A 21,698-nucleotide genomic window follows, 5' to 3' on the forward strand; every position below is an offset into this window, starting at 1 on the left:
TTATTCCAAAATTACGTTAAATCACGCTTGTGAATTTTCACTTGCGAAACTTTAGTAAATATTAAATAGTTAAAAAATCAATCGTTACACAATCGTAATAAACACCAGGTCGTCAGGTCCCTGAAACCCCTTCAGCATCATTTCCAGCTTAAAGAGCACAGCTCTCGAGTTCTCCAGTCTTCCCACCTTCGTGTTATTCCCCACCAGGATGCAGCCCTGCGTATCCTTCACCGAATTACCGGAATGGATGCGGATGCCGTCGAAGAGAGGCACATCCATCAGCTGAAACAGCCTCCTGCCGAATTTAGGCGAATAGGTAAACCTCATCAGGTATCTCCCTTCCGGAATCGCCGTCATCCCCTTCACCTTCAGTCTCTTATCCCATTTTCCCCCATTCAGCAGGTTGCGTCGCGGCGGTTCCAGCGTATCGCAGAAAGGCTGCAGCCCTCCGTCACCCTTCAGCCCTCTGTCACCCTTCAGCCCTTCATCAGCCTCCAAGTCCCCCGTCTGGCTCCCGTTCCCTGCGATTCCATCGCAGGTCCCTTCTTCTTCTCTTTCCCCCAGGCAGTAAAGGCGCCCGATGGTATACCCTTTCTTTTTAGCGAAGCGAACCAGCTTCAGCTCCATGATTTTCGTTTTCTTTTTCATCATTTATTCATTTTAAAAAGTTATTACTCCAACCAGCGTCATTTCTTCCGAATCCTTTTCAGGAACCAGCCTCATTTCTTCTGATTTCCGGTTGCAAAGGTAGGGCAAAAAAACGAAAGGCTTCGTAGACCGCCCTCACGAGTCTACGAAGCCTATATTTCTCAAAACAAAGTTAACTATCTGATAATCACCTCATAAAAAAAATCAAAAAAACAAGAAAAAACTTTCATGGAGTCTACAAAGCCCCCATCAACATCCCCCTGTAATTCCGAAACAAACAACACCCATCAGATACGGGATGCGCTTACAACGCCTAATTTTTATCCTGATAGATTTCCGCCATTTTCTGTCTCATATCCTTAAAGATCTGCAATTGGCGCTCACGGGTCGTCGTATCGTTAAGAGCGCGACTCAAATCCTTATTGTAATTAGACAAATCCAGATTCACCGCCCTTCCAAACGCCCGGAAAGCCTCCTTCTTGGTGCAGCGAACCCCATCCTTATCCGTAAAAAGACCCAATTCATAAAGCACATTAACCACACGGATGAAATCAATCTTCTTTCCCCGAACAGGCGAAAGATAAACAGAAGAACCAGCCCCCTTCTCCTCCCCGTTTTCAGAAACAGATACAGAAGAGCCCGAAGAAGATACTGAAAAACCCGAAGAAGATACTGAAGAACCCGAAGGAGATACTGAAGAACCCGAAGGGGATACAAAAGAACCCGAAGGAGATACTGAAAAAGACCCTGATGAGCACCCTGAAAAAGACCCTGTAAAATCAGTATTCCCAGCAGCCCGGCAAGCCGCATCGCTAACCCCCAGTTTCTTGCACAGCAACTTCCTCAACAACCTATAGCTCAATATATTACGCAAAGCACAAAGCGGCGGCATAAGATAGCGAAGATGTGACAGAAACTTAGCATCATCAGCAATAAAGTCATACAGTCTTCCCGGCAGTTGCCTCACCTTCATTTCAGTATCAGCCAGCATCACCTGTGGCACGGATGTAGAAAAAGCCATCAAGTGGTCAAAGTCCTCTTTCACCCCTTCATCCTCCATCATCTGTTGCCACATTTCGCATCTTTTTCGGGTAACCTCAATGCATCCTCCTTTCACCAGCGCCCTATCCATCTTTTCAGCCATTTCCATCAGTTTTTGTCTTCCACTAGCCTCAAGCAGCTGTCTGTATCTCAGCACCCTTTCATGCGCCTCCCTGCTCACATCAAAGCTAACCTCCTCCAGCCAGCACCCCAAATACTCGCAAAGCATAACCTCAGAAGAAGAGAAAGAAGAAGAGCCAGAAGGAGAAGCAGAGCTAGAAGGAGAAGAAGAGCCAGAAGGAGAAGCAGAGCCAGCACTCCCCCTTTGCGCCCCCGTTCCCTGCGATTCCATCGCAGGTCCCCCGCCTTCCTCACCTGCCTCTATTTCTCCCAAGCAGAAATCGATGATGAGCTCCAGCGATTCTATCCTCTGCCTAAAAGCAGCAGGGAGGGCCAAAGCAGCAGGCTCCATCCACCCGCTCCAATCAAGAGCAGCAGGAAGAGAAAGAGAAGCAGCAGCAGAAGAAGAAGCAGCAGCAGAAGCAGCCCCAGCAGCAGAAGAAGAAGCCCCCTTCATCTTAGGCTTCTCTACCCAGAACACCCCGTGTTTCTCCACGTTCACCTCCGTCACCCTTACCGGTATCCCGACCCGAAGCCTTTCACCGTATTCAGCCACGCACTGATGGGCATCATCTGCAGCCAGATAAGCTATCTGCCGCCCATGCTCAAGCACAACAACTGCCTGAGTATCATAATGGTTCTGCTCATCAAGGCGAAGCACAACAAGGGGCAACTGGGCTTGCAAGCCCGACAACACCCTGATAGTACGCTGCTCCATTTCAGGAGTCTCCTGTGCATTGCCACGAAGGCTGGGGTTAGCAAAATAACGCACAGCTGTGGCGAGATAAGTAGTAGTTTTCTGTGTCATAAGTATAATTTTTTATCTATATTAGTTTTTACCAGAGGCAAGCTTATTCTTTTAGCTTGCTTGATGGGGGCAAAGATAGAAAAAATAATTGTTACCACCAAACTTTTTCTTCTCTTTTTTCAAAAGTAATCTATGGGCAAGAACTCTTCCCCTAAAGGGGAAACTCAAATATCTTTACATCTTGATGGTCAAAAGTGGTCATTAAGGTCATTGGTCATTAAGGTCATTAAGGATTCTCCAACGGGGAGTAAAAATAGAGACAATAATAAAAATATAAATATTTATATTTTTATTATTGTCCTAAAAAAATACCCCCAATCTCAAAGTGCTTAATGACCTTAATGACTAATGACCTTAATGACCACCCTCTTTTTCTCTCTCCCCTCAGCCTTCTCTTTATCTCTCCTTCCTCACCCCTCTAGCCGTAGTTTCATTTTTATGTCACGATGAAAAAATATTCTATCACGATATAATAATAACAGGCGCGCGCGAGCGTGGGTATGGAGATACAGCAGAAGCACCGTCAAACCGTCTTGTGCCGACTACCTGAAGACCTCTCGTTTTGTAAAGAAAAGTTAAAGTTGAAAAATATTTACGATTTTACTTGCCCATGTCAAAATTTTTTCGTACCTTTGCACCGTGAAATTCGAGAAAGCGCGCAAACTCGGGTTCACGCTTACAGATTTTCAATATTAATAACCACTTAAAAAAATTAAACATTATGGGAATGAAACTTAAGGCAATTGAGCGTAACGTATCTTTCGACAAGAACAAAACCCGCTACGCATTCGTGCTCACTCCAGAGCTCTACGGCAAACTTACTGCCGACAAGGTAATCAAGGAAGCTTCTCTCCGTTCCGGACTGCCAAAGGGTGTGGTAAACGCATCTTGGAACGCATTGAGCGACGTCATCGTGGCATGGGCCACTGAGGGTCACAGTGTGGCAATCCCAGGTCTCGGAACCATGCGATTCGGTGTGCGAGGCAACGCCGTTGAGAAGGTTGACCTCGTAAGTACCGCCCTCATCACCGCACGCCGCGTCATCTTCACCCCAAGTGTGGAGATCAAGGAGGAACTCGCCAACACCGCCATCAGCATTACTTGCTACGACCGCAACGGAAAGGTAATCAAGCAGGTTACTTCTGCCGACAAGGGCAACGTAGACGAGGAGGGCGATGGTAACAACCCTACTGGCGGCAGCGGAAATACCGGTGAAAACGGCGGTCAAGGCAGCGGAACTACCGAAGGTGGCGGAACTACCGAAGGCGGCGGAACTGACGGCGACGGAAACATGGGCTAGCCAAAGCCCCCTTCGGGGGGCTGCGCTCTTTCTGAGAAATCCTCCTGAAAAACGGAAACGAAGATTTCCAACACTGCTCTTAAAAACACGGAAACACAAGTATTTAACCACTAAAAAGAAAGGAAAATCATGATGAAAAAAGAAACATGGAAAACGCTGATACAGGTTATCATCAGCATTCTCACCGCCGTAGCAACTACTCTCGGAGTTACGAGCTGCATGTAGAAAAGGCGGTAAAGAAGAAACGCAAGGCCGCAAGGAAAAGGCGGCAAAAAATTAAAGCCCTGAAAGAGGCAAAAGCATCCTCAAAACATAAAGATGCTTTTAGCCTTTTCTCAGGGCTCTTTCTATATATAGAAAGTTTCAAAGTGGTTTTAGTATGGGCTGAATGCCCGAAAGCTACTTAAAGTAGCACGCTTTTTTATCTGATAACCTTCACCTCGCCATCCTTGGCAATCTTTACGATGCTCGAAGGCTGATGAGGTTTATGCTCCTGGCGACGGCTCCAGCAAACATAATCTACGGCATTGAGGATTTCCTCAGAAATGTCGCGATAATTCTGGGCAGCTGGCTCGCCACTCACATTGGCACTTGTGCTCACAATAGGCTTCTGAAAACGGTAACAGAGCTGCTTGGAGAAAGGCTCATACGTAACGCGCATCGCCAAACTTCCATCCTCTGCCACCAGATTACTAGCCACTCCACTCGCGTCATCCAGGATAACCGTGGTAGGTTTCACAGGCATCGCAGCATCAATGAAATCCCACGCCACCTGAGGCACATTGCGGAAATAACGAGCCATGCGGTCGGCAGAATCTGTCAGGCAGATAAGCGCCTTAGAGTCGTCACGCTTCTTAATTTCATAAACTTTCTTTACCGCCTCCGGATTGGTTGCATCACAACCTATTCCCCATACGGTATCCGTTGGGTAGAGAATCACTCCACCCTTGCGCATGCATTCCACAGCACGCTTGATATCTTCTTCTACAGTCATAATTACTATAAAAACTTAAATTCCTAATACCTAAAAATCGTCCTCAATATCCTTCCTCTGACACTCATAATAGGCAATGTCCTTCATGCCGTTGAGGAAGGCAGCTGCCTCCATGCGCTTCTTGCCGCTAAGCTGAAGTTCCTGAATGTTGAGCCATTCGTCGAGACAGGCTACCTGTAGCTGCTTGCCCTCAATGCGCAGCGAACCTACAGGCGCAGCGCCACGTTTTTCGCCCGAAAGATGGGTGGCAAACATCTTGAGCACCTGAATCTTTGCCGTGCTCGGCTTGCGAGACGGATGGGAAGTTGGCTCAGGGAATTTAACATAATCATCAGAACCCACAGCATTCTCCACCTTTCCTTCTGTAGGATCGTCAAAGAAAACTACCGTCTCCTTCTTCTTGATTTCGGTCCATGCACCAGGGTATGGAGAAAGACCGCGGATGAAATCATACACCTTCTTGGCTGGCTGGTGGAAGTCGATGCGGCAGGTATCCTTGAAGATTTTAGGAGCCGGCTTGAGTTCGGCACCCTCACCTATCAGTTTGCTCTGCGGAATGGAACCGATGTTGCCGTCGGCAGCGATGAGCGCATCAATGGTTTCCAGCGCCAGTTCGGCACCGAGATGCATCAGCCCGTCGTAAACATACTCCACATTTGCCGTCTCCGGAATAGGGAAACGCTTCTGCATGATGATGCGGCCGGTATCAATGTCGTGGTCGAGGAAGAAGGTAGTGACACCCGTCTCCTTCTCGCCGTTGATGACTGCCCAGTTGATTGGCGCCGCACCGCGATACTGCGGAAGGAGGGCTGCATGTACATTAAAAGTACCATATTGAGGCATCGCCCAAACCACCTCAGGCAGCATGCGGAAAGCCACTACCACCTGCAAATCGGCATGATAAGAGCGCAACTGCTCTACAAACTCCGGGTCCTTCATCTTTACAGGCTGCAACACCGGCAACCCGTGCTCCACGGCATACTGCTTCACCTGCGAAGGCTGCAGCGTATCCTGGTGTCTGCCCACCGGTTTATCAGGCTGCGTAACCACAGCCACCACGTTGTAACCGCCCTCTACCAGGCGCTTGAGGGATTCCACCGCAAACTCCGGTGTTCCCATGAATATGATTCTCAAATCCTTCTTCTCCATCACAATATTTAATATTTAATGTTTACTTGAAGCACAAGAATTCTTCATTCTTCGTTCTTCACTTAAAACTCCTACTCCGCCGACATATCCGCAACAATCTGCCTGTACATGGAATAGATTCTGGTACGGCTGATGTAACCCTTCAGCACGCCGCTCACATCTACCACTGGCAGCTGGGCGGCATCGGTTTTGTCAAATTTCTGCATCACCTCGTCCATGCTGTCGTGCTCGGTAAGAACGGCAGAAGGCTGCATCATCAGCTGGCGCACGGTGAAATGCTGATACAGTTCGGTGCGGAAGATGATGTGGCGAATCTTCGTAATATCTACCACGCCCAGCAGCACGCCCGCCTTGTCGAGAACCGGCAGGAAGTTGTTGTTGCTGCGGCTTATCTCGCTCACCAGCTTGCTCATCGGCAGATCAGGACCCACCGGATGATAATCTTTCTCAATGACATCCTGCATGCCCAGCAGCGTGAGCGCAGCCTTGTCAATATGGTGGGTGAGCAGCTTGCCCTCTCTTGCCAGACGCAGGGCGTAGATGCTGTGGCTCTCGAAGATGCTGATGGTGAGCAGCGAAGAGATGCACACGATCATCAGCGGCATGAAGAGCTGGTAGCCGCCCGTGAGTTCGGCGATGAGGAAGATGCCCGTAAGCGGGGCATGCATCACGCCCGTAATGAGACCCGCCATGCCCATGAGTGTAAAGTTTTGCTCAGGAACGTAGACGCCCACCTGGTTCACATTCCAGAGACGCGCAAAGAGGAAACCGGCAAAACCGCCAATGATGAGCGAAGGGGCAAAGGTACCACCGCATCCGCCACTGCCGTTGGTTGCCGAGGTGGCAAAAACCTTGGTAAAGGTTACCAGGGCGATGTAGAGGATGAGCAGCTGGTTGTGCCCGTAGAAGAGCGAACGGCTCATCACCTGCCCCCAGTCTTCCACATTCTGCCCCTTCAGCAGCACGTTGACTGCCGAATAGCCCTCGCCGTAGAGCGAAGGGAAGAGGAAGATGAGCGAACTCAGAATCAGTCCGCCAAACAGCAGTTTTACGTATGGATAAGGCGAAAGCTTGGCAAAGAAGCCCTCGCACGCCGACATGGTGCGCATGAAATAAAGGCTCACCAAACCGCAGAAAATGCCCAGCAAAAGGCAGGCTGGCACCCTGTCGAGCGCCCACGGACTGGTAAGCGTAAAATCGAAAAGGCTCTTGGAGCCCATCAGGATGTAGGTAAAGCAAGTGGCTGTTACACAACTGATAAGGATAGGCAGCAAGGAAGCCATGCTCAGGTCTACCATCAGCACTTCGAGCGTAAATACGAGTCCGGCAATGGGCGCCTTGAAGATGCCGGCAATGGCTGCAGAAGCACCGCAGCCCACCAGCAGAATCATGGTTTTCTTGTCCATGCGGAAAATTTGCCCCAGGTTTGACCCGATGGCCGAGCCCGTGAGCACAATAGGTGCCTCGGCTCCCACAGAACCACCGAAACCGATGGTGATGCCTGATGCCACCACCGACGACCAGCAGTTGTGGGCCTTGAGCTTGGAATTTTTGGTAGAGATGGCGTAAAGCACACGGGTGATACCGTGGGAAATGTTATCTCTGACCACATATTTGATAAAGAGCATGGTGAGGTAGATGCCCACAATCGGGAAGAGCAGGAAGAGCAGGTTGTAGGTGCTCTGGTTGAATCCCGAAGTGAGCAACAGCTGTATTTCGTGCACGATGCCGTGCAGGAAATATCCTGCCACCGACGCCAGAAGGCCGATGACGAAAGCCAGGATAAGGGTCATCTGGCGGTCGGAAATATGCTTTTTCTGCCAATCCACCATCCGGTTTATCCATCCCTCTTTCTGCCCGTAGTAATCTAGAATTTCTTCATCCATCTTTGTTTATTTTGAACTTTGAACTTTGAACTTTGAACTTTGAACTTTATGATATGCTGTCTTGGTGATTATCGGGTCAAGTAAGTGTAATCATAAAGTTCAAAGTTCCAAGTTCAATGTATTAGAATTCCGATGTAAAATGGAACTTGATGTGCTCAAAATCCTGCTGCGCCATGCTCAGCACGTAGCCCGAATCGGCGAGGAACACGTCGCGGCCCTCAATATCCTTGGCCATGTACTGATACTTGCGCTTCTTGAAGCTTTCGAGTTCCTGCTCGTCATCTGCCTCTATCCAGCAAGCCTTGTGGAGATGCACAGGCTCCCAGCGGCACTTGGCGTTGTACTCGTTCTCCAGACGGTACTGGATAACCTCGAACTGCAGCTGACCCACGGTACCCACGATGCGGCGGCCATTGAACTGGTTGACGAAGAGCTGCGCCACACCCTCGTTCATGAGCTGCTCCAATCCCTTCTGGAACTGCTTGCTCTTCATCGGGTCATCATTCTCGATGTACTTGAAAAGGAGTGGAGAGAAGCTTGGCAAACCGCGAAAATGCATCTTCTCTCCCTCCGTCAACGTATCTCCAATCTTGAAGATGCCGTTGTCTGGCAAACCAACAATGTCGCCCGGATAAGCCTCGTCAATGGTACTCTTGCGCTGCGCCATGAACTGGGTAGGCGAAGAGAAACGCACGTTCTTATCCAAGCGCACGTGGTAATATGGCTGATTTCTCACAAACTTGCCCGAGCATATCTTACAGAAAGCGATGCACGAACGGTGGTTTGGATCAATATTGGCTGTAATCTTAAAGATGAAACCGCTGAACTTTGGTTCTTCCGGCTCCACCAGTCGCTCCTCTGCCTGGGTTGGTCTTGGAGATGGAGCAATACGAACGAAACAGTCGAGGAGTTCCTGAACACCGAAATTGTTCAGCGCCGAACCGAAGAACACTGGGGCTACCTCGGCTGAGCGGTAGGTTTCTTCCTCAAACTCAGGGTAAACGCCGTCTACCAGTTCCAACTCCTCGCGCAGCTGTGCAGCCTCGCGCTCTCCTACCCGCTCATCCAGCTCAGCGCTCTGGATGTCTACCTCTACCTTCTCGGTAACACGCTGTTTGTTAGGGGTAAAGAGGTTGAGCTGATGCTCGTAGATATTGTAAACACCCTTGAAACGGGCGCCCTGACCGATAGGCCAGCTCAGCGGACGAACCTTGATTTTGAGCTCTTCTTCCAACTCGTCGAGCACATCAAACGGGTCGCGTCCCTCGCGGTCCATCTTGTTGATGAAGATGATTACCGGCGTATTTCTCATGCGGCACACCTCCATGAGCTTGCGGGTTTGTGCCTCCACACCCTTGGCAGAGTCAACCACGATGATGGCTGAATCTACGGCAGTAAGTGTGCGGTAGGTATCCTCGCAGAAGTCCTGGTGACCTGGAGTATCCAGGATATTCACCTTATAAGGTTCTCCCTCCTGTCCGGCAGGGAGATAATCAAATTCCATTACAGATGTAGATACAGAGATACCACGCTGTTTCTCAATATCCATCCAGTCAGAAGTCGCAGATTTGCGAATCTTGTTATTCTTTACGGCACCTGCCACCTGAATTTGTCCACCGAAGAGCAGAAACTTCTCGGTCAATGTTGTCTTACCAGCATCCGGGTGAGAGATAATGGCAAATGTTCTTCTTCTTTCTATTTCGTTCATCCTGTTGTATATATATAATAATGTATATTCTAAAAAAAGTAATCACTAATCACTGATCACTACATGTCGTCGTCATCAAACTTGAGTCCCTCAGTGCGGTCTTTGATGTAATAATCGCTGAGCAGACCTATGAAGACGGTAATCTCCTTGATGGCCCTTTCGGTTTCGGGCGTGATTTCCTTCTTCTGCAGGCGCAGCATCATCACGCCGTAGAGGGCGTCGAGGCAGGTTTCAATCTCGTTGAGGTCCTTGTCGCCCCGCTGGCGCAGCTCTACGATGAAAGGCAGCACCTTGTAATATTCGGCATTGTAGATAGGAAACTTGGTACTCTGCAGCAGCATGCCGTGCAGGTCAATGACGTCTTTCAGTATCACCTTATTAATATTAAGGTGTCCTCCCTCGCGCTTTCCCTCCTCGTTCATCATGCGAATCAGGTTGCCGAACCAGTCGAGTTCTTCCTCGCGCTGCTCGGGTGTAAAGTCGAACCGGTCTACATAATTTTTCTTGATGACAGGCAGCGAGCATCCGTAAGCTCGGATGATGTCCTCAATCTGCCACATATATAATAAGTATTCTGCGATACTTTTCTTTCTTAATTCTTGTGCTACAAACATTTTTCTGTATAAGAAGAAACGAGCTAAAGCCCCTATAAACTATTAACTATAAACTCTTTAAAATTCCGGCAGATGATACAGATTGAAAATCGTGCCGAAGAGAGCGATGATGGAGAAGATGATGACCACGCTGCCTATTACCTTATTGATAATGACGATGCCGTTGGTATCAAACTTGTTTCTGATTTTATCGATGAGCCAGGTGAGGCCGAACCACCACATCAGGGCTCCGAAGACGATGCTGAGGTAACCCACGCCCATTTCTACCGGCATATCAGGCACCACGAAGGCAAACTGAGCGAAGGTGGCCATGAAGAGGAACACGATGAGCGGATTGGAGAGCGTTACGAGAAACGCCGTTATGCCGTTGTGCATCAGCGTGCCCTGCTTGTTGCTCGACTTGTGCATGTTCTTCATCGGGTCGCTCTTGAAGCAGTAGATTCCAAACACGAGGAGCATCAGGCTTCCGAAAATCTGAAGATAGAACTTGTTCTCGGAGTTGCTCACAAAATCCATCACAAAACTCATGCCCAAGCCTGTGAATAAGGCATATACGATGTCGCTGCATGCGGCACCCACACCTGTTACAAAACCATACCAGCGGCCCTTGTTGAGCGTGCGCTGGATACATAGGATGCCTACCGGACCCATAGGGGCTGAGGCAAGAACACCGATGACGATTCCTTTGAAAATGAAGTCAAGGATGTTTATCTCAATTGGAAATGCTAAATTCATCTTATTAGTATCGTTACAATTTCTAACAGGCGGCAAAGTTACAAAATTTCGGGCACAAAGCACAATTTTTTCGCCTAAAAGTTCATTTTATTCCCGTTTTTTATATTTTCGGGCATGGATTACACGCATTACACGGATGTTCTACCTATATTATAAACTGAACTTTTGCAGTCTCGCAGAAAAAAAATCAGGAATTTATAATTTTTTATACATAGAAATAAAGGAGATTCCAAAGTTTTTCTGTATCTTTGCCGTGGTAAAAAATAATTCTAACTAATTTTTAAGATAACATGACAGATAATACACTTAAACCGTACGTAATAGGCCTTGACCTCGGTGGTACAAATTCAGTTTTCGGCATCGTAGATGCACGTGGCGAGATTAAAGCTACCACTGCCATCAAGACTGGCGGTTACCAAAAAGTTGAAGATTACGTAAAGGCTGCCGTAGAAGCCCTCCAGCCTATCATTGATACTGTAGGCGGCATTGACAAAATCAAGGCAATGGGTATCGGTGCGCCAAATGCAAACTATTATAATGGAACCATAGAGTTCGCTCCAAATCTTCCTTGGGCACACGACGGAGTTGTGCCACTGGCTGACATGTTCAGCAAATCACTCGGAGGTCTGCCTGTAGGTATGACCAATGATGCCAACGCCGCAGCGCTCGGTGAGATGACTTACGGTGTGGCAAGAGGTATGAAAAACTTCATCGACGTTACACTCGGTACTGGCGTAGGTTCTGGTATCGTTATCAACGGACAGATGGTTTACGGCTGCGACGGATTCGCAGGCGAATTGGGTCACGTTACCATGGTACGTGGCAAAGAAGGCCGTACATGCGGATGCGGCCGTACAGGATGTCTCGAAGCTTACTGCTCTGCCACAGGTGTGGCTCGCACAGCACGCGAGTATCTCGAGAAGAGCGATGAGCCTTCATTGCTCCGCGAGTTGAACCCTGAGGATATTACATCTTATGATGTGAGCGTTGCTGCAGGCAAGGGCGACAAGCTGGCACTGCGTGTATACGAGTTTACCGGCAAGATGCTCGGTGAGGCTTGTGCTGATTTCGCAGCCTTCTCTTCACCAGAGGCTTTCGTCTTCTTCGGTGGTCTGACCAAGGCTGGCGACCTCATCATGAAACCTATCCAGAAGGCTTATGATGAGCACGTGCTCCGCACCTTCAAGGGCAAGGCTAAATTCCTTGTTTCTACCCTTGATGGTAGTTCTGCTGCCGTACTCGGTGCGAGTGCTGTGGCTTGGGAAATGTAAAGATTTTGAAAGATTTAAGAAGGTTATTAGAGGCCTTTCCTCCATTGGGAAGGTAAGATTTAAGTTTATACAAACTCGCGAAACTCGTGAGAGGATTGTAGCGAGGGTATCAGAAAAGCCTGGCACTCGAGAGAGCGTCAGGCTTTGCTTTTCTTATCATAAACAAAAAACCTCAACAACCACCATGCGGTCATGGTGGTCATTAAGGTCATTGGTCATTAAGGTCATTAAGCTTTTTCCAACCAGTTTCTCACCATCTTCTTGCCATCTGGCGTCAGCACGCTTTCCGGATGAAACTGAATACCATGAATATCATAGTTCTTATGCTTCAGACCCATGATGCAACCATCATCACTTACTGCCGTAACATCCAGACAGTCAGGGAATCCCGAGCGGTCTACCACCCAAGAGTGGTATCTGCCAATCTCTATGCGCTTGTCCAACCCGTCGAAAATAACATCGTTGCCAAACTGGGTGCAAGGGGTTGCCACTCCATGATACACCTCAGAAAGATTGGTAAGCTTGGCTCCAAACGCCTCGCCTATGGCCTGATGACCCAGACATACGCCCAGCATCGGCTTGCGGCCTGCATACTTGCGGATAACATCCATCAGCAGTCCCGCCTCCGACGGAATGCCCGGCCCCGGACTCAGAATGATCTTGTCGAAGCGTTCCAGCTCCGGCAACTGGAACTGGTCGTTGCGGAACACCGTAACGTCAGCTCCCAACTCCTTTACCAGATGGGCAAGATTATAGGTAAAGGAATCGTAATTATCTATGATTACTACTTTCATCTTCATTATTGATTATTGATTAGTGATTACAACTCTTCAGCAATGTGAATCGCCTTGGTCAGCGCACCGAGCTTGTTGTTACACTCTTCCAGCTCATACTCATCATTGCTCTTTGCCACTACTCCACTACCCGCCTGGAACCAGAGTTCGCCGTTTCGGCTGATGAAGGTACGTATCACGATGGCCTGATTCAGGTCGCCGTTCAGACCGATAAAACCGATACAGCCTCCGTAGGCACCGCGGTTGTGAGGCTCCAGCTCTGAGATAATCTGCATCGCTCTCACCTTAGGCGCACCGCTCAGTGTGCCGGCAGGGAAGGTATCAATAAACTCCTTGATGTGGTCGGCATGCTCATCCAGCTCTCCGCTCACACGGCTCACAAGATGGATAACATGACTGTAGAACTGCATGTCCTTGTAGAAATCTACCTTCACCCCATGGCAGTTGCGGCTCAAATCATTGCGTGCCAGGTCTACCAGCATCACGTGCTCAGCATTCTCCTTCGGGTCGTTGCGCAAGAATTCAGCAGCCTTGCGGTCTTGCTCCATATCTCCTGTGCGTCGGGTGGTTCCGGCAATCGGGTCGATGAACGCCTTGTTGCCCACGATGCGGTTGTGGGTTTCAGGCGAAGAACCGAAGATGCGGAATCCGCCGAAGTCGAAATAGAAGAGGTAAGGCGAAGGGTTGATGCTGCGCAGCGCACGGTAGAGTTTGAAATCATCGCCCTCATATTTCTGTACGAAGCGGCGGCTCACCACAATCTGGAATACATCTCCGCGCAGGCAGTGCTGTATGCAGCGGCGTATGTTGGCCTTGTGCTCCTCATCGGTGAGGGTAGAAAAGGTTTCGCCCACAGGGTGGAAATCGTAAGGCTTCACATTGGCCTTGTTTACCGCCTTGAGCAGTTCTTCGAGCTCTTCACTCTTCACTCTTCGTTCTTCACTCTCTTCACTCTCCTGGAGCGCAATGAGCTCCATGGTGTTGTTGAAATGGTCGAAGACGATGATGTCCTTATACATGATGTAATAGATGTCGGGCGCATCATTCTTCTCCATGGTGGTGTCCTTGACCGGGATATTCTCAAAATATCTCACCGCATTGAAGGTGGTGAATCCGTAGAGTCCGCAGAACTCCTTGCTCTCGCCCTCAACATGGAAGGAAGAGATGAAGTCGTTGATACTCTTTGAGATGGCGAGTTTGCACTCCTCGCCCTTGCCGGCACCGAAGGCAGGAAGCTGCTCTTTCTCTACTCTTCCGTCGGGATAGGTCTTGATGACCTCACCATGACTCACGGCGATGCTTGCCAGCGGATGCACACCGATGAAGGAGCGCGAATTCTCGGAGCCATGATAGTCGGAACTCTCCATCAGAGCCGACTGCGGATAAATATCTCTCAGCCGCATGTAGACTCCCACCGGCGTATAGAGGTCGGCGAGAATCTTGCGGGTAACTGTCTTGTAACTAAACTTTGCCATTTTATTTATAATTTACAGTTTATAGTTTATAGCATGAACCGCTTTGACAATCTTGCTCAACGGCGCAGCCTCTATAAACTATAAACTATTAACTATTAACTATTTAAAAACTGCCGTACTCTCCTGCCATTTCCTTATGGCTCAAATACGTTTCTACATCCTTGTCGCCACGGCCTGACACGGTGAGCACCACCACATCATCCTTCTTGAACTTCATCTTCTTCAGGGCTGCCACGGCGTGCGCACTCTCAATGGCAGGAATGATGCCCTCCATGCGGGTGAGCTCGTAACCGGCGTAGATGGCCTCATCGTCCTTGATGGCGAGCACATGGCTCCTGCCCGATGTGGCAAGGTCGGCGTGCATAGGGCCGATGCCCGGATAGTCGAGACCGGCACTGATGGTGAAGGCTTCCTCTATCTGTCCGTCCTCGGTCTGCATCACGAGGGTACGGGCTCCGTGGATGATGCCTTCTGTGCCGCAGTGCATGGTGGCAGCGGTGTAATCGGTATCTATTCCGTGACCTGCAGCCTCAGCCAGATAAATCTTCACGCGGTCATCATCAATGTAGTGGTAGATGGTTCCGGCAGCGTTGCTTCCGCCACCCACGCAGGCGATGAGGTAATCAGGATAGTCGCGGCCTATCTTCTCCTCCAACTGCCATTTCAGTTCTTCGCTGATGACGCTCTGCATCTTGGCAACAATGTCTGGATAAGGGTGCGGACCCATGGTAGAACCTACGATGTAGAAGGTATCCTGCGGGTGGCAGCACCAGTCGCGTATGGCCTCAGAGCAGGCATCGCTCAGCGTCATGTTGCCGGTGCGCACAGGGTTCACCTTGGCTCCCAGCATCTTCATGCGCTCTACGTTGGTATGCTGGCGCTCTACATCGGTGGCACCCATGAAAATCTCACACTTCATGTTCATCAGGGCGCATACCGTAGCGGTAGCCACACCGTGCTGTCCGGCTCCGGTTTCGGCAATGATGCGGGTCTTGCCCATCTTCTTGGCCATGAGAATCTGACCGATGGTGTTGTTGATTTTGTGTGCACCGGTATGGTTCAGGTCCTCGCGCTTCAGATAGAGCTGGCATCCGTACTTCTCGCTCATGCGCTTGGCATAATAAAGAGGTGAAGGACGGCCCACATAATCTTTGAGCAGCGCGCGGTATTCCTTCTTGAACTCCTCGCTCTCAATGATTGGCTTGTAAGCCTGCTGCAACTCGGTTACACATTTATATAATATCTCAGGAACATAAGCTCCTCCAAATTTTCCAAAAAATCCTTTTTCGTCAACTTGATACATAATACTTAGTTTATAATTTATAATTTACAGTTTATAGGGCAAGCCTGCTATACGGCGAAGCCGCTGTTAACTATCAACTGTCAACTACTTTTCGAGGCACTCAAAAAGCCTATCTAAAGCCTTATCCGGATCACCGGTTTCATTGAGCAGGGTTACAAACTTGCTGCCGATGATGGCTCCCGCCGCATTATCCTGCGCACTGGTAAGCGTCTGCTTGTTGCTGATGCCGAAACCTATCATGCGAGGATTGCGCAGATTCATGCCGTTGATGTGGTTGAAATAAGCCAGCTTGGCATCGCCGAAACTGCTCTGGGCACCCGTGATGCTCGCGGAGCTGACCATGTAGATGAAACCATCTGTATGCTCATCGATGAAACGGATGCGCTCCTCGCTGGTTTCTGGCGTAATCATCATGATGACACGGATGTCATACTTGTCGGCAATGGGTTTCACCACCTTCAGATAATCATCAAAAGGAAGGTCTGGGATGATGGTGCCGCTCACTCCGCTCTCTACGCAGCTCTTGAAGAAAGCCTCAATGCCGTAGTGCATGATTGGGTTCAGATAACCCATCAGCACGAGTGGAAGCTGCACTTCATCCTTGATTTCCTTCAACTGGGCGAAGAGTTTCTTCACCGTCATTCCGTTCTTCAGAGCCACGGTTCCGGCACTCTGGATAACAGGACCATCTGCCAACGGATCACTGAAAGGGATTCCTACCTCAATCATATCTATTCCCTTGCGCTCCATCGCCTTAATTACATCACCGGTACCTTCCAAAGTTGGGCATCCGGCGCAGAAATACAAGCTCAAAAGCTTGCGGTCTTTATTGTTTGCAAATAATGCATTTATCTTATTCATTTTTTCACTTTTTTATTTTTTACTTTTTTTACCCTTTTACCTTTTTACCTTTAAAAGGAATTCCTTGAGTTTCTCTACATCCTTCAGTCCCGGTTCTGTCTCAAACCTGGAGTTGAGGTCGATTCCTACGCACCGGGGATGGTGGAAAGACAGGATGCGGGAAGCATCTTCCGGACCGATGCCGCCACTCAGCAGGAATGGAACATCGCCATCATATTCATCCAGAACCTGCCAGTCAAACTGCTGACCACTTCCGCCCACCGTCTTGCATTTGGTGTCGAAAAGGAAGTAGTCAACAGCGCCTACATATTCCTTATATTTCTGAATGTCCCCCGCAGTGGAAACACTGATGGCCTTGATTATCTTCATATCCCCCCTTGCTTCACGCAGCTGCTCACAAAGTTGCCTGCTCTCGTTTCCATGCATCTGCACCGCATTCAGGGAGAAGGAATGAATCTTGTCCAACATCGTAGAAACGGAATCATTCACGAAGACTCCCACTCTGCATACATTGCGGTCAGCATCAGAGCGAGGTACCACCTGACTGGCATACCGTGGAGACTTAGGATAGAAGATGAATCCCATCATATCTACGCCGAGTTGCGCAACCTGCTTTACATTATCAGGTTCCCGCATTCCACAAACCTTTACTAACATTTTCTTTATTGTTTTAAGTTTCGCAAGTTTTGTCCCACACGCCCTGAAAGGGCAGAAGCCCCTAGCCCAGGGCATCGCCCTGGGTAATTACGGACGCAAACCTGTCGCCCTGTAAGGGCAAAAGCTTTAAAACTCCAGACAAAACATAAAGCTTTTGCCCTTACAGGGCGCCTTACTGATTGCCTTTATACCCAGGGCGATGCCCTGGGCTAGGAGCTTCTGCCCTTTCAGGGCGTTAGGAGCAAAACTTGCAAAGTTGCTGTTTCTACCTTTCTCAGGGCGTTAGGAGCAAACAATCCTATAATTTAGAAATAAATTCTGCAAGCGCCACGCCCGGGTCTACCTGTTTCATGAACTGTTCGCCCATCAGGAAACCTTTGAAGCCGCCTTCTTCTCTCAACCGGAGAACCGTCTGCGGGTTGGAGATACCACTCTCGCTCACCCTGCACACATCCTTCGGGAGTTTCTCTGCCAATCTGAAGCTGTTCTCTACATCCGTAAAGAAGGTTCCGAGATTCCGGTTGTTGATGCCGTACATATCCGGTTCCAGTTCAGCATACTCGAAGTCGTGCTCATTATGCATCTCGAGCAGCACCTCCATGCCCAGCTGGTGAGCCATGTTCATGAGTTGCTTACACTCCTCCTTGGTCAGGCAGGCCGCAATGAGCAGCACGGCAGAAGTTCCGCAGTATCTCGCCTGCAGCAGCTGGTATTCCTCAACCACGAAGTTCTTATATAAGATAGGTAGGGTAACGCCCACGTGGCGCGCCTCCTGAATATACTCATCATATCCTCCGAAGTAATCAATGTCGGTGAGGATGCTGAGCGCCGAGGCTCCGTTCTGCTGGTAAGCGAGCGGGATGATGCTCGGCTTGCCTTCCTGCTTGATCCAGCCCTTGGAAGGCGATTTGCGCTTGAACTCAGCGATGATTCCCGTCTCCGAGTTCATCAGCGCCTCCTTCATGCTTCCGCCTGGCACCCGTCCCCCATCCTCCTGCATCTTCTGCTCGGTGAGGGTTATCATCTGCCGCGGCTGGATGAAACGCTTGCGCTGCTCAATCTCTATTCTTTTATGAGCAACAATTTCCTCTAATATATCAGCCATTCTTTTACTTTGAACTTTAAACTTTGAACTTTGAACTTTGAACTTTATGATTACCTTTGCTTCCTAAAAACGGGAGCCAGAAGCCAGGAGTAAAGAACCAGGAGCAAAGAACCAGGAGCAAAGAACCATATCCCCCTCCGGTCCCCGTTCCCTGCGATTCCATCGCAGGTCCCCTTCTCCTCAGCAGTCTTTCGCCTTGCCCTTTATCTGTTTATCTCTACGAACTTCTTAAAGGTAGCGAGCGCCTTACCCGAGTCGATGCTCTCTCTAGCAATTTCCACGCATTCCTCAATGCTCTTCTGACCCTTCTCCATTACCTGGATGCCGAAGGCTGCATTGGCGAGAACGATGTTCTTCTGGGCTGGGAGCGCACGGTTTTCAAGCACCGCATCAAAGATATCCTTAGCCTCTTCCTCTGTGGCTCCACCTCTCACCTCTTCTGGCTTGGCAATCTCGAAACCGAGATCCTGAGGCTTGAAAATCTTCTCATAGCTGTTGGTGGTTACCTTGAAGTCACTGGTAAGCGAAATCTCATCATATCCGTCGATGCTGTTCACAATGCCGTAGTCAATGCCCAACTTCTGGTAAACCTGATTGTAGAGGCGCATCTGGTCGAGATTGGCTACACCCAGCAACTGGCACTTAGGCTGACTAGGATTGACAAGAGGACCTAACAGGTTGAACACGGTAGGAAACTGCAAAGCCTTGCGGATAGGACCCACAAACTTCATTGCCTTGGCGAAGAGCTGGGCATGAAGATAAACGATGCCTGCCTCGTTGATGCTGCGGTTCAGCTTGTCCATGTCGTCGGTAAACTGGACACCGTGGTTTCTGATGACGTTGCTGGCGCCGCTCACCGAGGTAGCCGCATAGTTGCCGTGCTTTGCCACCTTGTAACCCGCACCCGCAATGACGAAGCAGGAGGTGGTAGAAATGTTGAAGGTATTCTTGCGGTCACCACCTGTTCCCACCACGTCAATGTAGCGGTCGCAATCCAGGATGGCTGGCACACCTGTGGCAAGAATTCCGTCACGGAAACCGAGCAGTTCATCTACCGTTACGCCTCTCATCTGCAAACCGGTGAGCAGGGCTGTAATCTGTTCCTCAGGAAATTCACTCTTGGTGATTCCTACAATGATGTCTCTGGTTTCCTCACGGGAAAGTTCCTCGTGGTTCAACATTCTGTTCAAAATGTCCTTCATTTCCATAGTTAATATCTCCTATATATTTTTATTTTTCGTTGTAAAAAGAAAAAGGGACCTGTCGTAAGTTACGGCAGGCCCCTAGTATATTATGTTGTTCACATCTACATACGGTGTCTCGACTCACGACTTTTGGAATCTTGAGTTACGCCACCACCATGATGTAGATACGAATGTATTCATATTGCTTTTTCTTTAAATTGTTTGTTACTACTAAAACGAGGCGTTTCTTTCTTTTTAACGAAAAGATTCTCCTTCGTTCTTCATTTCTTCTGCAAAAGTACAGTTTTTCTTTTAAACTACAAACTTTTTGTCGAGAAATTTTAGGATTTAACACTATTTTATCATCTAAATCTCCATTTCGCCCACTTTTCCTTCCCCTTCTCTCCCCTATACCTTATTATATATAGGGAGAAAAGAAAAAAATATTTCATTATATTTAGGGAGAAAAGAAAAAAAATATTTCGCCGAAATGTAATAATCTGCCAGACGTGCCGTTATTTATCTAGAGGACAGGTAACAGGCAGAGGAAAACTCCACAGAAAGTAATGCCTGTTCTTGAAAGCAACAGATAAAAGTAGTATTCATTCAAAAAAAGATTCATGCCTATGAAGCAAGTTTTTACACCAAAGAAAATGAGACCTTCGGCTCAGACCATCTACTTCATCAAGCAGATAGCCTACTCCTATCATACCATGGTGCAAAATGGTAAGCTAAAGGTGTGCTATCCTAACTAAAAGAAGAAGAAAGATGAAAACAATGATATCCCCTTCGTTGCTCTCAGCCAACTTCATTGACCTGAAGAGCGACATAGAAATGATTAACAAGAGTGAGGCCGACTGGCTCCACCTCGACGTGATGGACGGCGTCTTCGTGCCCAACATCTCGTTCGGATTCCCTGTGCTCGAAGCCGTGAGCAATGTGTGCACCAAGCCCCTCGACGTACACTTCATGATTCAGCATCCGGAAAATTACATTGAGCAGACAGCCAAGCTCGGCGCCATGATGATGAATGTGCACTACGAGGCTTGCACCCATCTGCACCGCACCATCCAGCAGATTCACGCAGCAGGCATGAAGGCAGGTGTCACCCTCAACCCTTCTACCCCGGTATGCGTGCTGGAAGACATCATCTGCGATGTGGACATGGTACTGCTGATGAGCGTAAACCCAGGCTTCGGCGGACAGAAATTCATCGAAAACACCATCAAGAAGGTAGGCCGTCTGCGCCAGCTCATCAAAGAGAGCGGCAGTCAGGCACTCATCGAGGTTGACGGAGGTGTGCAGGCAGAAACAGCCCCTAGACTGGTGAAAGCCGGAGTAAACGTGCTGGTAAGCGGAAGTTATGTGTTCAAGAGCACAGACCCTTATGCTACCATCCATGCCCTGAAAGAACTCCACTAACCGAGATCCAGGTAAATATTGTGCTCCTTAGCCATCTTACGGAGGTTAAGGAGCGCATAACGCATTCTTCCCAGACTCGTATTGATGCTCACATTGGTACACTCGGCAATTTCCTTGAAAGACATCTGCTGATAATAACGCATGAAAACCACTTCGCGTTGTGGAGCCGGCAAAAAATCTACCAGTTTCTTCACATCACAGAGAATCTGCTTGCGTATCATCTCCTGCTCGGCACAATCTGCCTGGAAATCTTCACCACGCAAACACGAAAGATCATTATCATTAGCCTGTTCTACCATGCGGAATACACAATGACTGCGGTAACCGTCAATGATTACATTATGGGCAATACGGATTAACCACGAGATAAATTTGCCCGAACAGGAATACTGGCCAGCATGCAAACGACTGATTGCCTTCACAAATGTCTCCTGGAAGATATCATTCGCCAAATCCTCATCGTGAACCACGAAAAGAATATAAGAGAACAATTTCTCCTCGTTGCGGGAAAGCAACAGGTCAAAAGCTCTGTTGTCGCCCCCGACATAAGCCAAGGCCAACTCTTCGTCTGTCATATTATTGAGTTTTCTCATTTTCTTAATCTATTTATGTTAAGTAAATGT

21 protein-coding genes are annotated in these 21,698 nt (G+C 48.8%); 5 read left to right on the forward strand and 16 right to left on the reverse strand.

Features of this window, described 5'->3' with window-relative positions; translation table 11 throughout:
* Positions 1-84: 84 nt before the first annotated feature.
* Positions 85-651 carry a DUF5675 family protein gene (locus KSW37_RS03120; RefSeq protein WP_367397544.1) on the reverse strand — a complete coding sequence of 189 codons (567 nt, stop codon included), beginning with the start codon at positions 649-651 and terminating at the stop codon, positions 85-87.
* 310 nt (positions 652-961) lie between these two features.
* Entirely contained in the window at positions 962-2,617 is a 1,656-nt protein-coding gene (locus KSW37_RS03125) for a hypothetical protein (protein WP_217313327.1), read from the reverse strand.
* 721 nt (positions 2,618-3,338) lie between these two features.
* Between KSW37_RS03125 and KSW37_RS03130 the strand changes: the two genes are divergently transcribed.
* Both KSW37_RS03130 and KSW37_RS03135 read left to right on the forward strand, forming a co-directional pair.
* On the forward strand, positions 3,339-3,917 hold the full coding sequence (locus KSW37_RS03130; RefSeq protein ID WP_217313326.1) for a DNA-binding protein: 579 nt from the start codon (positions 3,339-3,341) through the stop codon (positions 3,915-3,917).
* Between the two features lie 129 nt (positions 3,918-4,046).
* A complete protein-coding gene (locus KSW37_RS03135) occupies positions 4,047-4,142 on the forward strand; it encodes a smalltalk protein (protein ID WP_254368540.1) in 96 nt (31 codons plus the stop codon).
* A 196-nt stretch (positions 4,143-4,338) separates the two neighbouring features.
* On the opposite strand, the gene KSW37_RS03140 is transcribed toward KSW37_RS03135, so the two are convergent.
* The 6 genes from KSW37_RS03140 to KSW37_RS03165 form a co-directional block, all read right to left on the reverse strand.
* The gene (locus KSW37_RS03140; protein ID WP_217313325.1) at positions 4,339-4,911 is read right to left on the reverse strand and encodes an L-threonylcarbamoyladenylate synthase; all 573 of its coding nucleotides are present in this window, start codon (positions 4,909-4,911) and stop codon (positions 4,339-4,341) included.
* Between the two features lie 30 nt (positions 4,912-4,941).
* Complete coding sequence (gene fmt, locus KSW37_RS03145) at positions 4,942-6,060, reverse strand: methionyl-tRNA formyltransferase (RefSeq protein ID WP_217313331.1); 1,119 nt, start codon at positions 6,058-6,060, stop codon at positions 4,942-4,944.
* Between the two features lie 71 nt (positions 6,061-6,131).
* Positions 6,132-7,946 carry a chloride channel protein gene (locus KSW37_RS03150; RefSeq protein ID WP_254368539.1) on the reverse strand — a complete coding sequence of 605 codons (1,815 nt, stop codon included), beginning with the start codon at positions 7,944-7,946 and terminating at the stop codon, positions 6,132-6,134.
* A gap of 121 nt (positions 7,947-8,067) precedes the next feature.
* Entirely contained in the window at positions 8,068-9,654 is a 1,587-nt protein-coding gene (locus KSW37_RS03155) for a peptide chain release factor 3 (protein ID WP_217313324.1), read from the reverse strand.
* 59 nt (positions 9,655-9,713) lie between these two features.
* A complete protein-coding gene (locus KSW37_RS03160) occupies positions 9,714-10,268 on the reverse strand; it encodes a DUF4924 family protein (protein WP_006846332.1) in 555 nt (184 codons plus the stop codon).
* A gap of 57 nt (positions 10,269-10,325) precedes the next feature.
* A complete protein-coding gene (locus KSW37_RS03165) occupies positions 10,326-11,003 on the reverse strand; it encodes a LysE family translocator (protein WP_153085045.1) in 678 nt (225 codons plus the stop codon).
* A gap of 290 nt (positions 11,004-11,293) precedes the next feature.
* On the opposite strand from KSW37_RS03165, the gene KSW37_RS03170 reads away from it, so the two are divergent.
* Complete coding sequence (locus KSW37_RS03170) at positions 11,294-12,274, forward strand: ROK family protein (protein ID WP_217313323.1); 981 nt, start codon at positions 11,294-11,296, stop codon at positions 12,272-12,274.
* A 227-nt stretch (positions 12,275-12,501) separates the two neighbouring features.
* Here KSW37_RS03170 and KSW37_RS03175 read toward each other — a convergent pair whose 3' ends face one another.
* The 7 genes from KSW37_RS03175 to trpD form a co-directional block, all read right to left on the reverse strand.
* A complete protein-coding gene (locus tag KSW37_RS03175; protein WP_118079021.1) occupies positions 12,502-13,068 on the reverse strand; it encodes an anthranilate synthase component II in 567 nt (188 codons plus the stop codon).
* Between the two features lie 26 nt (positions 13,069-13,094).
* Entirely contained in the window at positions 13,095-14,543 is a 1,449-nt protein-coding gene (locus KSW37_RS03180) for an anthranilate synthase component I family protein (RefSeq protein ID WP_217313322.1), read from the reverse strand.
* 103 nt (positions 14,544-14,646) lie between these two features.
* Positions 14,647-15,846 (reverse strand): tryptophan synthase subunit beta, encoded by a 1,200-nt coding sequence (trpB, locus tag KSW37_RS03185; protein WP_217313321.1) that lies wholly within the window; start codon positions 15,844-15,846, stop codon positions 14,647-14,649.
* Positions 15,847-15,930: 84 nt separating this feature from the next.
* Complete coding sequence (gene trpA / locus KSW37_RS03190) at positions 15,931-16,707, reverse strand: tryptophan synthase subunit alpha (RefSeq protein ID WP_217743422.1); 777 nt, start codon at positions 16,705-16,707, stop codon at positions 15,931-15,933.
* 36 nt (positions 16,708-16,743) lie between these two features.
* Positions 16,744-17,364, reverse strand: coding sequence for a phosphoribosylanthranilate isomerase (locus KSW37_RS03195; protein WP_217743423.1), 621 nt, complete (start codon positions 17,362-17,364; stop codon positions 16,744-16,746).
* A 298-nt stretch (positions 17,365-17,662) separates the two neighbouring features.
* On the reverse strand, positions 17,663-18,469 hold the full coding sequence (gene trpC / locus KSW37_RS03200; RefSeq protein ID WP_217743424.1) for an indole-3-glycerol phosphate synthase TrpC: 807 nt from the start codon (positions 18,467-18,469) through the stop codon (positions 17,663-17,665).
* Positions 18,470-18,672: 203 nt separating this feature from the next.
* Complete coding sequence (gene trpD, locus KSW37_RS03205; protein WP_217313317.1) at positions 18,673-19,677, reverse strand: anthranilate phosphoribosyltransferase; 1,005 nt, start codon at positions 19,675-19,677, stop codon at positions 18,673-18,675.
* A gap of 602 nt (positions 19,678-20,279) precedes the next feature.
* Here trpD and KSW37_RS16105 point away from each other — a divergent pair.
* Together KSW37_RS16105 and rpe are read left to right on the forward strand one after the other, a co-directional pair.
* The gene (locus KSW37_RS16105) at positions 20,280-20,408 is read left to right on the forward strand and encodes a hypothetical protein (protein WP_022120798.1); all 129 of its coding nucleotides are present in this window, start codon (positions 20,280-20,282) and stop codon (positions 20,406-20,408) included.
* 13 nt (positions 20,409-20,421) lie between these two features.
* Positions 20,422-21,075 carry a ribulose-phosphate 3-epimerase gene (gene rpe, locus KSW37_RS03210; protein WP_217313316.1) on the forward strand — a complete coding sequence of 218 codons (654 nt, stop codon included), beginning with the start codon at positions 20,422-20,424 and terminating at the stop codon, positions 21,073-21,075.
* Here the strand turns inward: rpe and KSW37_RS03215 are convergent.
* Positions 21,072-21,668 carry a sigma-70 family RNA polymerase sigma factor gene (locus KSW37_RS03215; protein ID WP_217313315.1) on the reverse strand — a complete coding sequence of 199 codons (597 nt, stop codon included), beginning with the start codon at positions 21,666-21,668 and terminating at the stop codon, positions 21,072-21,074. The genes rpe and KSW37_RS03215 overlap by 4 nt on opposite strands.
* Positions 21,669-21,698 lie beyond the last annotated feature (30 nt).

Source organism: Segatella copri, assembly GCF_019127135.1.
In the GTDB taxonomy this organism is placed as follows: domain Bacteria; phylum Bacteroidota; class Bacteroidia; order Bacteroidales; family Bacteroidaceae; genus Prevotella.

Bases quoted from the DNA above. Each gene is read 5' to 3' on its own strand.
- KSW37_RS03125 (WP_217313327.1), bottom strand. From the start codon at position 2,617: ATGACACAGAAAACTACTACTTATCTCGCCACAGCTGTGCGTTATTTT.
- trpD (WP_217313317.1), bottom strand. From the start codon at position 19,677: ATGGAAATGAAGGACATTTTGAACAGAATGTTGAACCACGAGGAACTT.
- KSW37_RS03175 (WP_118079021.1), bottom strand. From the start codon at position 13,068: ATGAAAGTAGTAATCATAGATAATTACGATTCCTTTACCTATAATCTT.
- KSW37_RS03165 (WP_153085045.1), bottom strand. From the start codon at position 11,003: ATGAATTTAGCATTTCCAATTGAGATAAACATCCTTGACTTCATTTTC.
- KSW37_RS03180 (WP_217313322.1), bottom strand. From the start codon at position 14,543: ATGGCAAAGTTTAGTTACAAGACAGTTACCCGCAAGATTCTCGCCGAC.
- KSW37_RS03135 (WP_254368540.1), top strand. From the start codon at position 4,047: ATGATGAAAAAAGAAACATGGAAAACGCTGATACAGGTTATCATCAGC.
- trpC (WP_217743424.1), bottom strand. From the start codon at position 18,469: ATGGCTGATATATTAGAGGAAATTGTTGCTCATAAAAGAATAGAGATT.
- KSW37_RS03170 (WP_217313323.1), top strand. From the start codon at position 11,294: ATGACAGATAATACACTTAAACCGTACGTAATAGGCCTTGACCTCGGT.
- trpB (WP_217313321.1), bottom strand. From the start codon at position 15,846: ATGTATCAAGTTGACGAAAAAGGATTTTTTGGAAAATTTGGAGGAGCT.
- KSW37_RS03130 (WP_217313326.1), top strand. From the start codon at position 3,339: ATGGGAATGAAACTTAAGGCAATTGAGCGTAACGTATCTTTCGACAAG.
- KSW37_RS03195 (WP_217743423.1), bottom strand. From the start codon at position 17,364: ATGTTAGTAAAGGTTTGTGGAATGCGGGAACCTGATAATGTAAAGCAG.
- KSW37_RS03160 (WP_006846332.1), bottom strand. From the start codon at position 10,268: ATGTTTGTAGCACAAGAATTAAGAAAGAAAAGTATCGCAGAATACTTA.
- rpe (WP_217313316.1), top strand. From the start codon at position 20,422: ATGAAAACAATGATATCCCCTTCGTTGCTCTCAGCCAACTTCATTGAC.
- KSW37_RS03215 (WP_217313315.1), bottom strand. From the start codon at position 21,668: ATGAGAAAACTCAATAATATGACAGACGAAGAGTTGGCCTTGGCTTAT.
- KSW37_RS03140 (WP_217313325.1), bottom strand. From the start codon at position 4,911: ATGACTGTAGAAGAAGATATCAAGCGTGCTGTGGAATGCATGCGCAAG.
- KSW37_RS03120 (WP_367397544.1), bottom strand. From the start codon at position 651: ATGATGAAAAAGAAAACGAAAATCATGGAGCTGAAGCTGGTTCGCTTC.
- KSW37_RS16105 (WP_022120798.1), top strand. From the start codon at position 20,280: ATGAAGCAAGTTTTTACACCAAAGAAAATGAGACCTTCGGCTCAGACC.
- KSW37_RS03155 (WP_217313324.1), bottom strand. From the start codon at position 9,654: ATGAACGAAATAGAAAGAAGAAGAACATTTGCCATTATCTCTCACCCG.
- fmt (WP_217313331.1), bottom strand. From the start codon at position 6,060: ATGGAGAAGAAGGATTTGAGAATCATATTCATGGGAACACCGGAGTTT.
- KSW37_RS03150 (WP_254368539.1), bottom strand. From the start codon at position 7,946: ATGGATGAAGAAATTCTAGATTACTACGGGCAGAAAGAGGGATGGATA.
- trpA (WP_217743422.1), bottom strand. From the start codon at position 16,707: ATGAATAAGATAAATGCATTATTTGCAAACAATAAAGACCGCAAGCTT.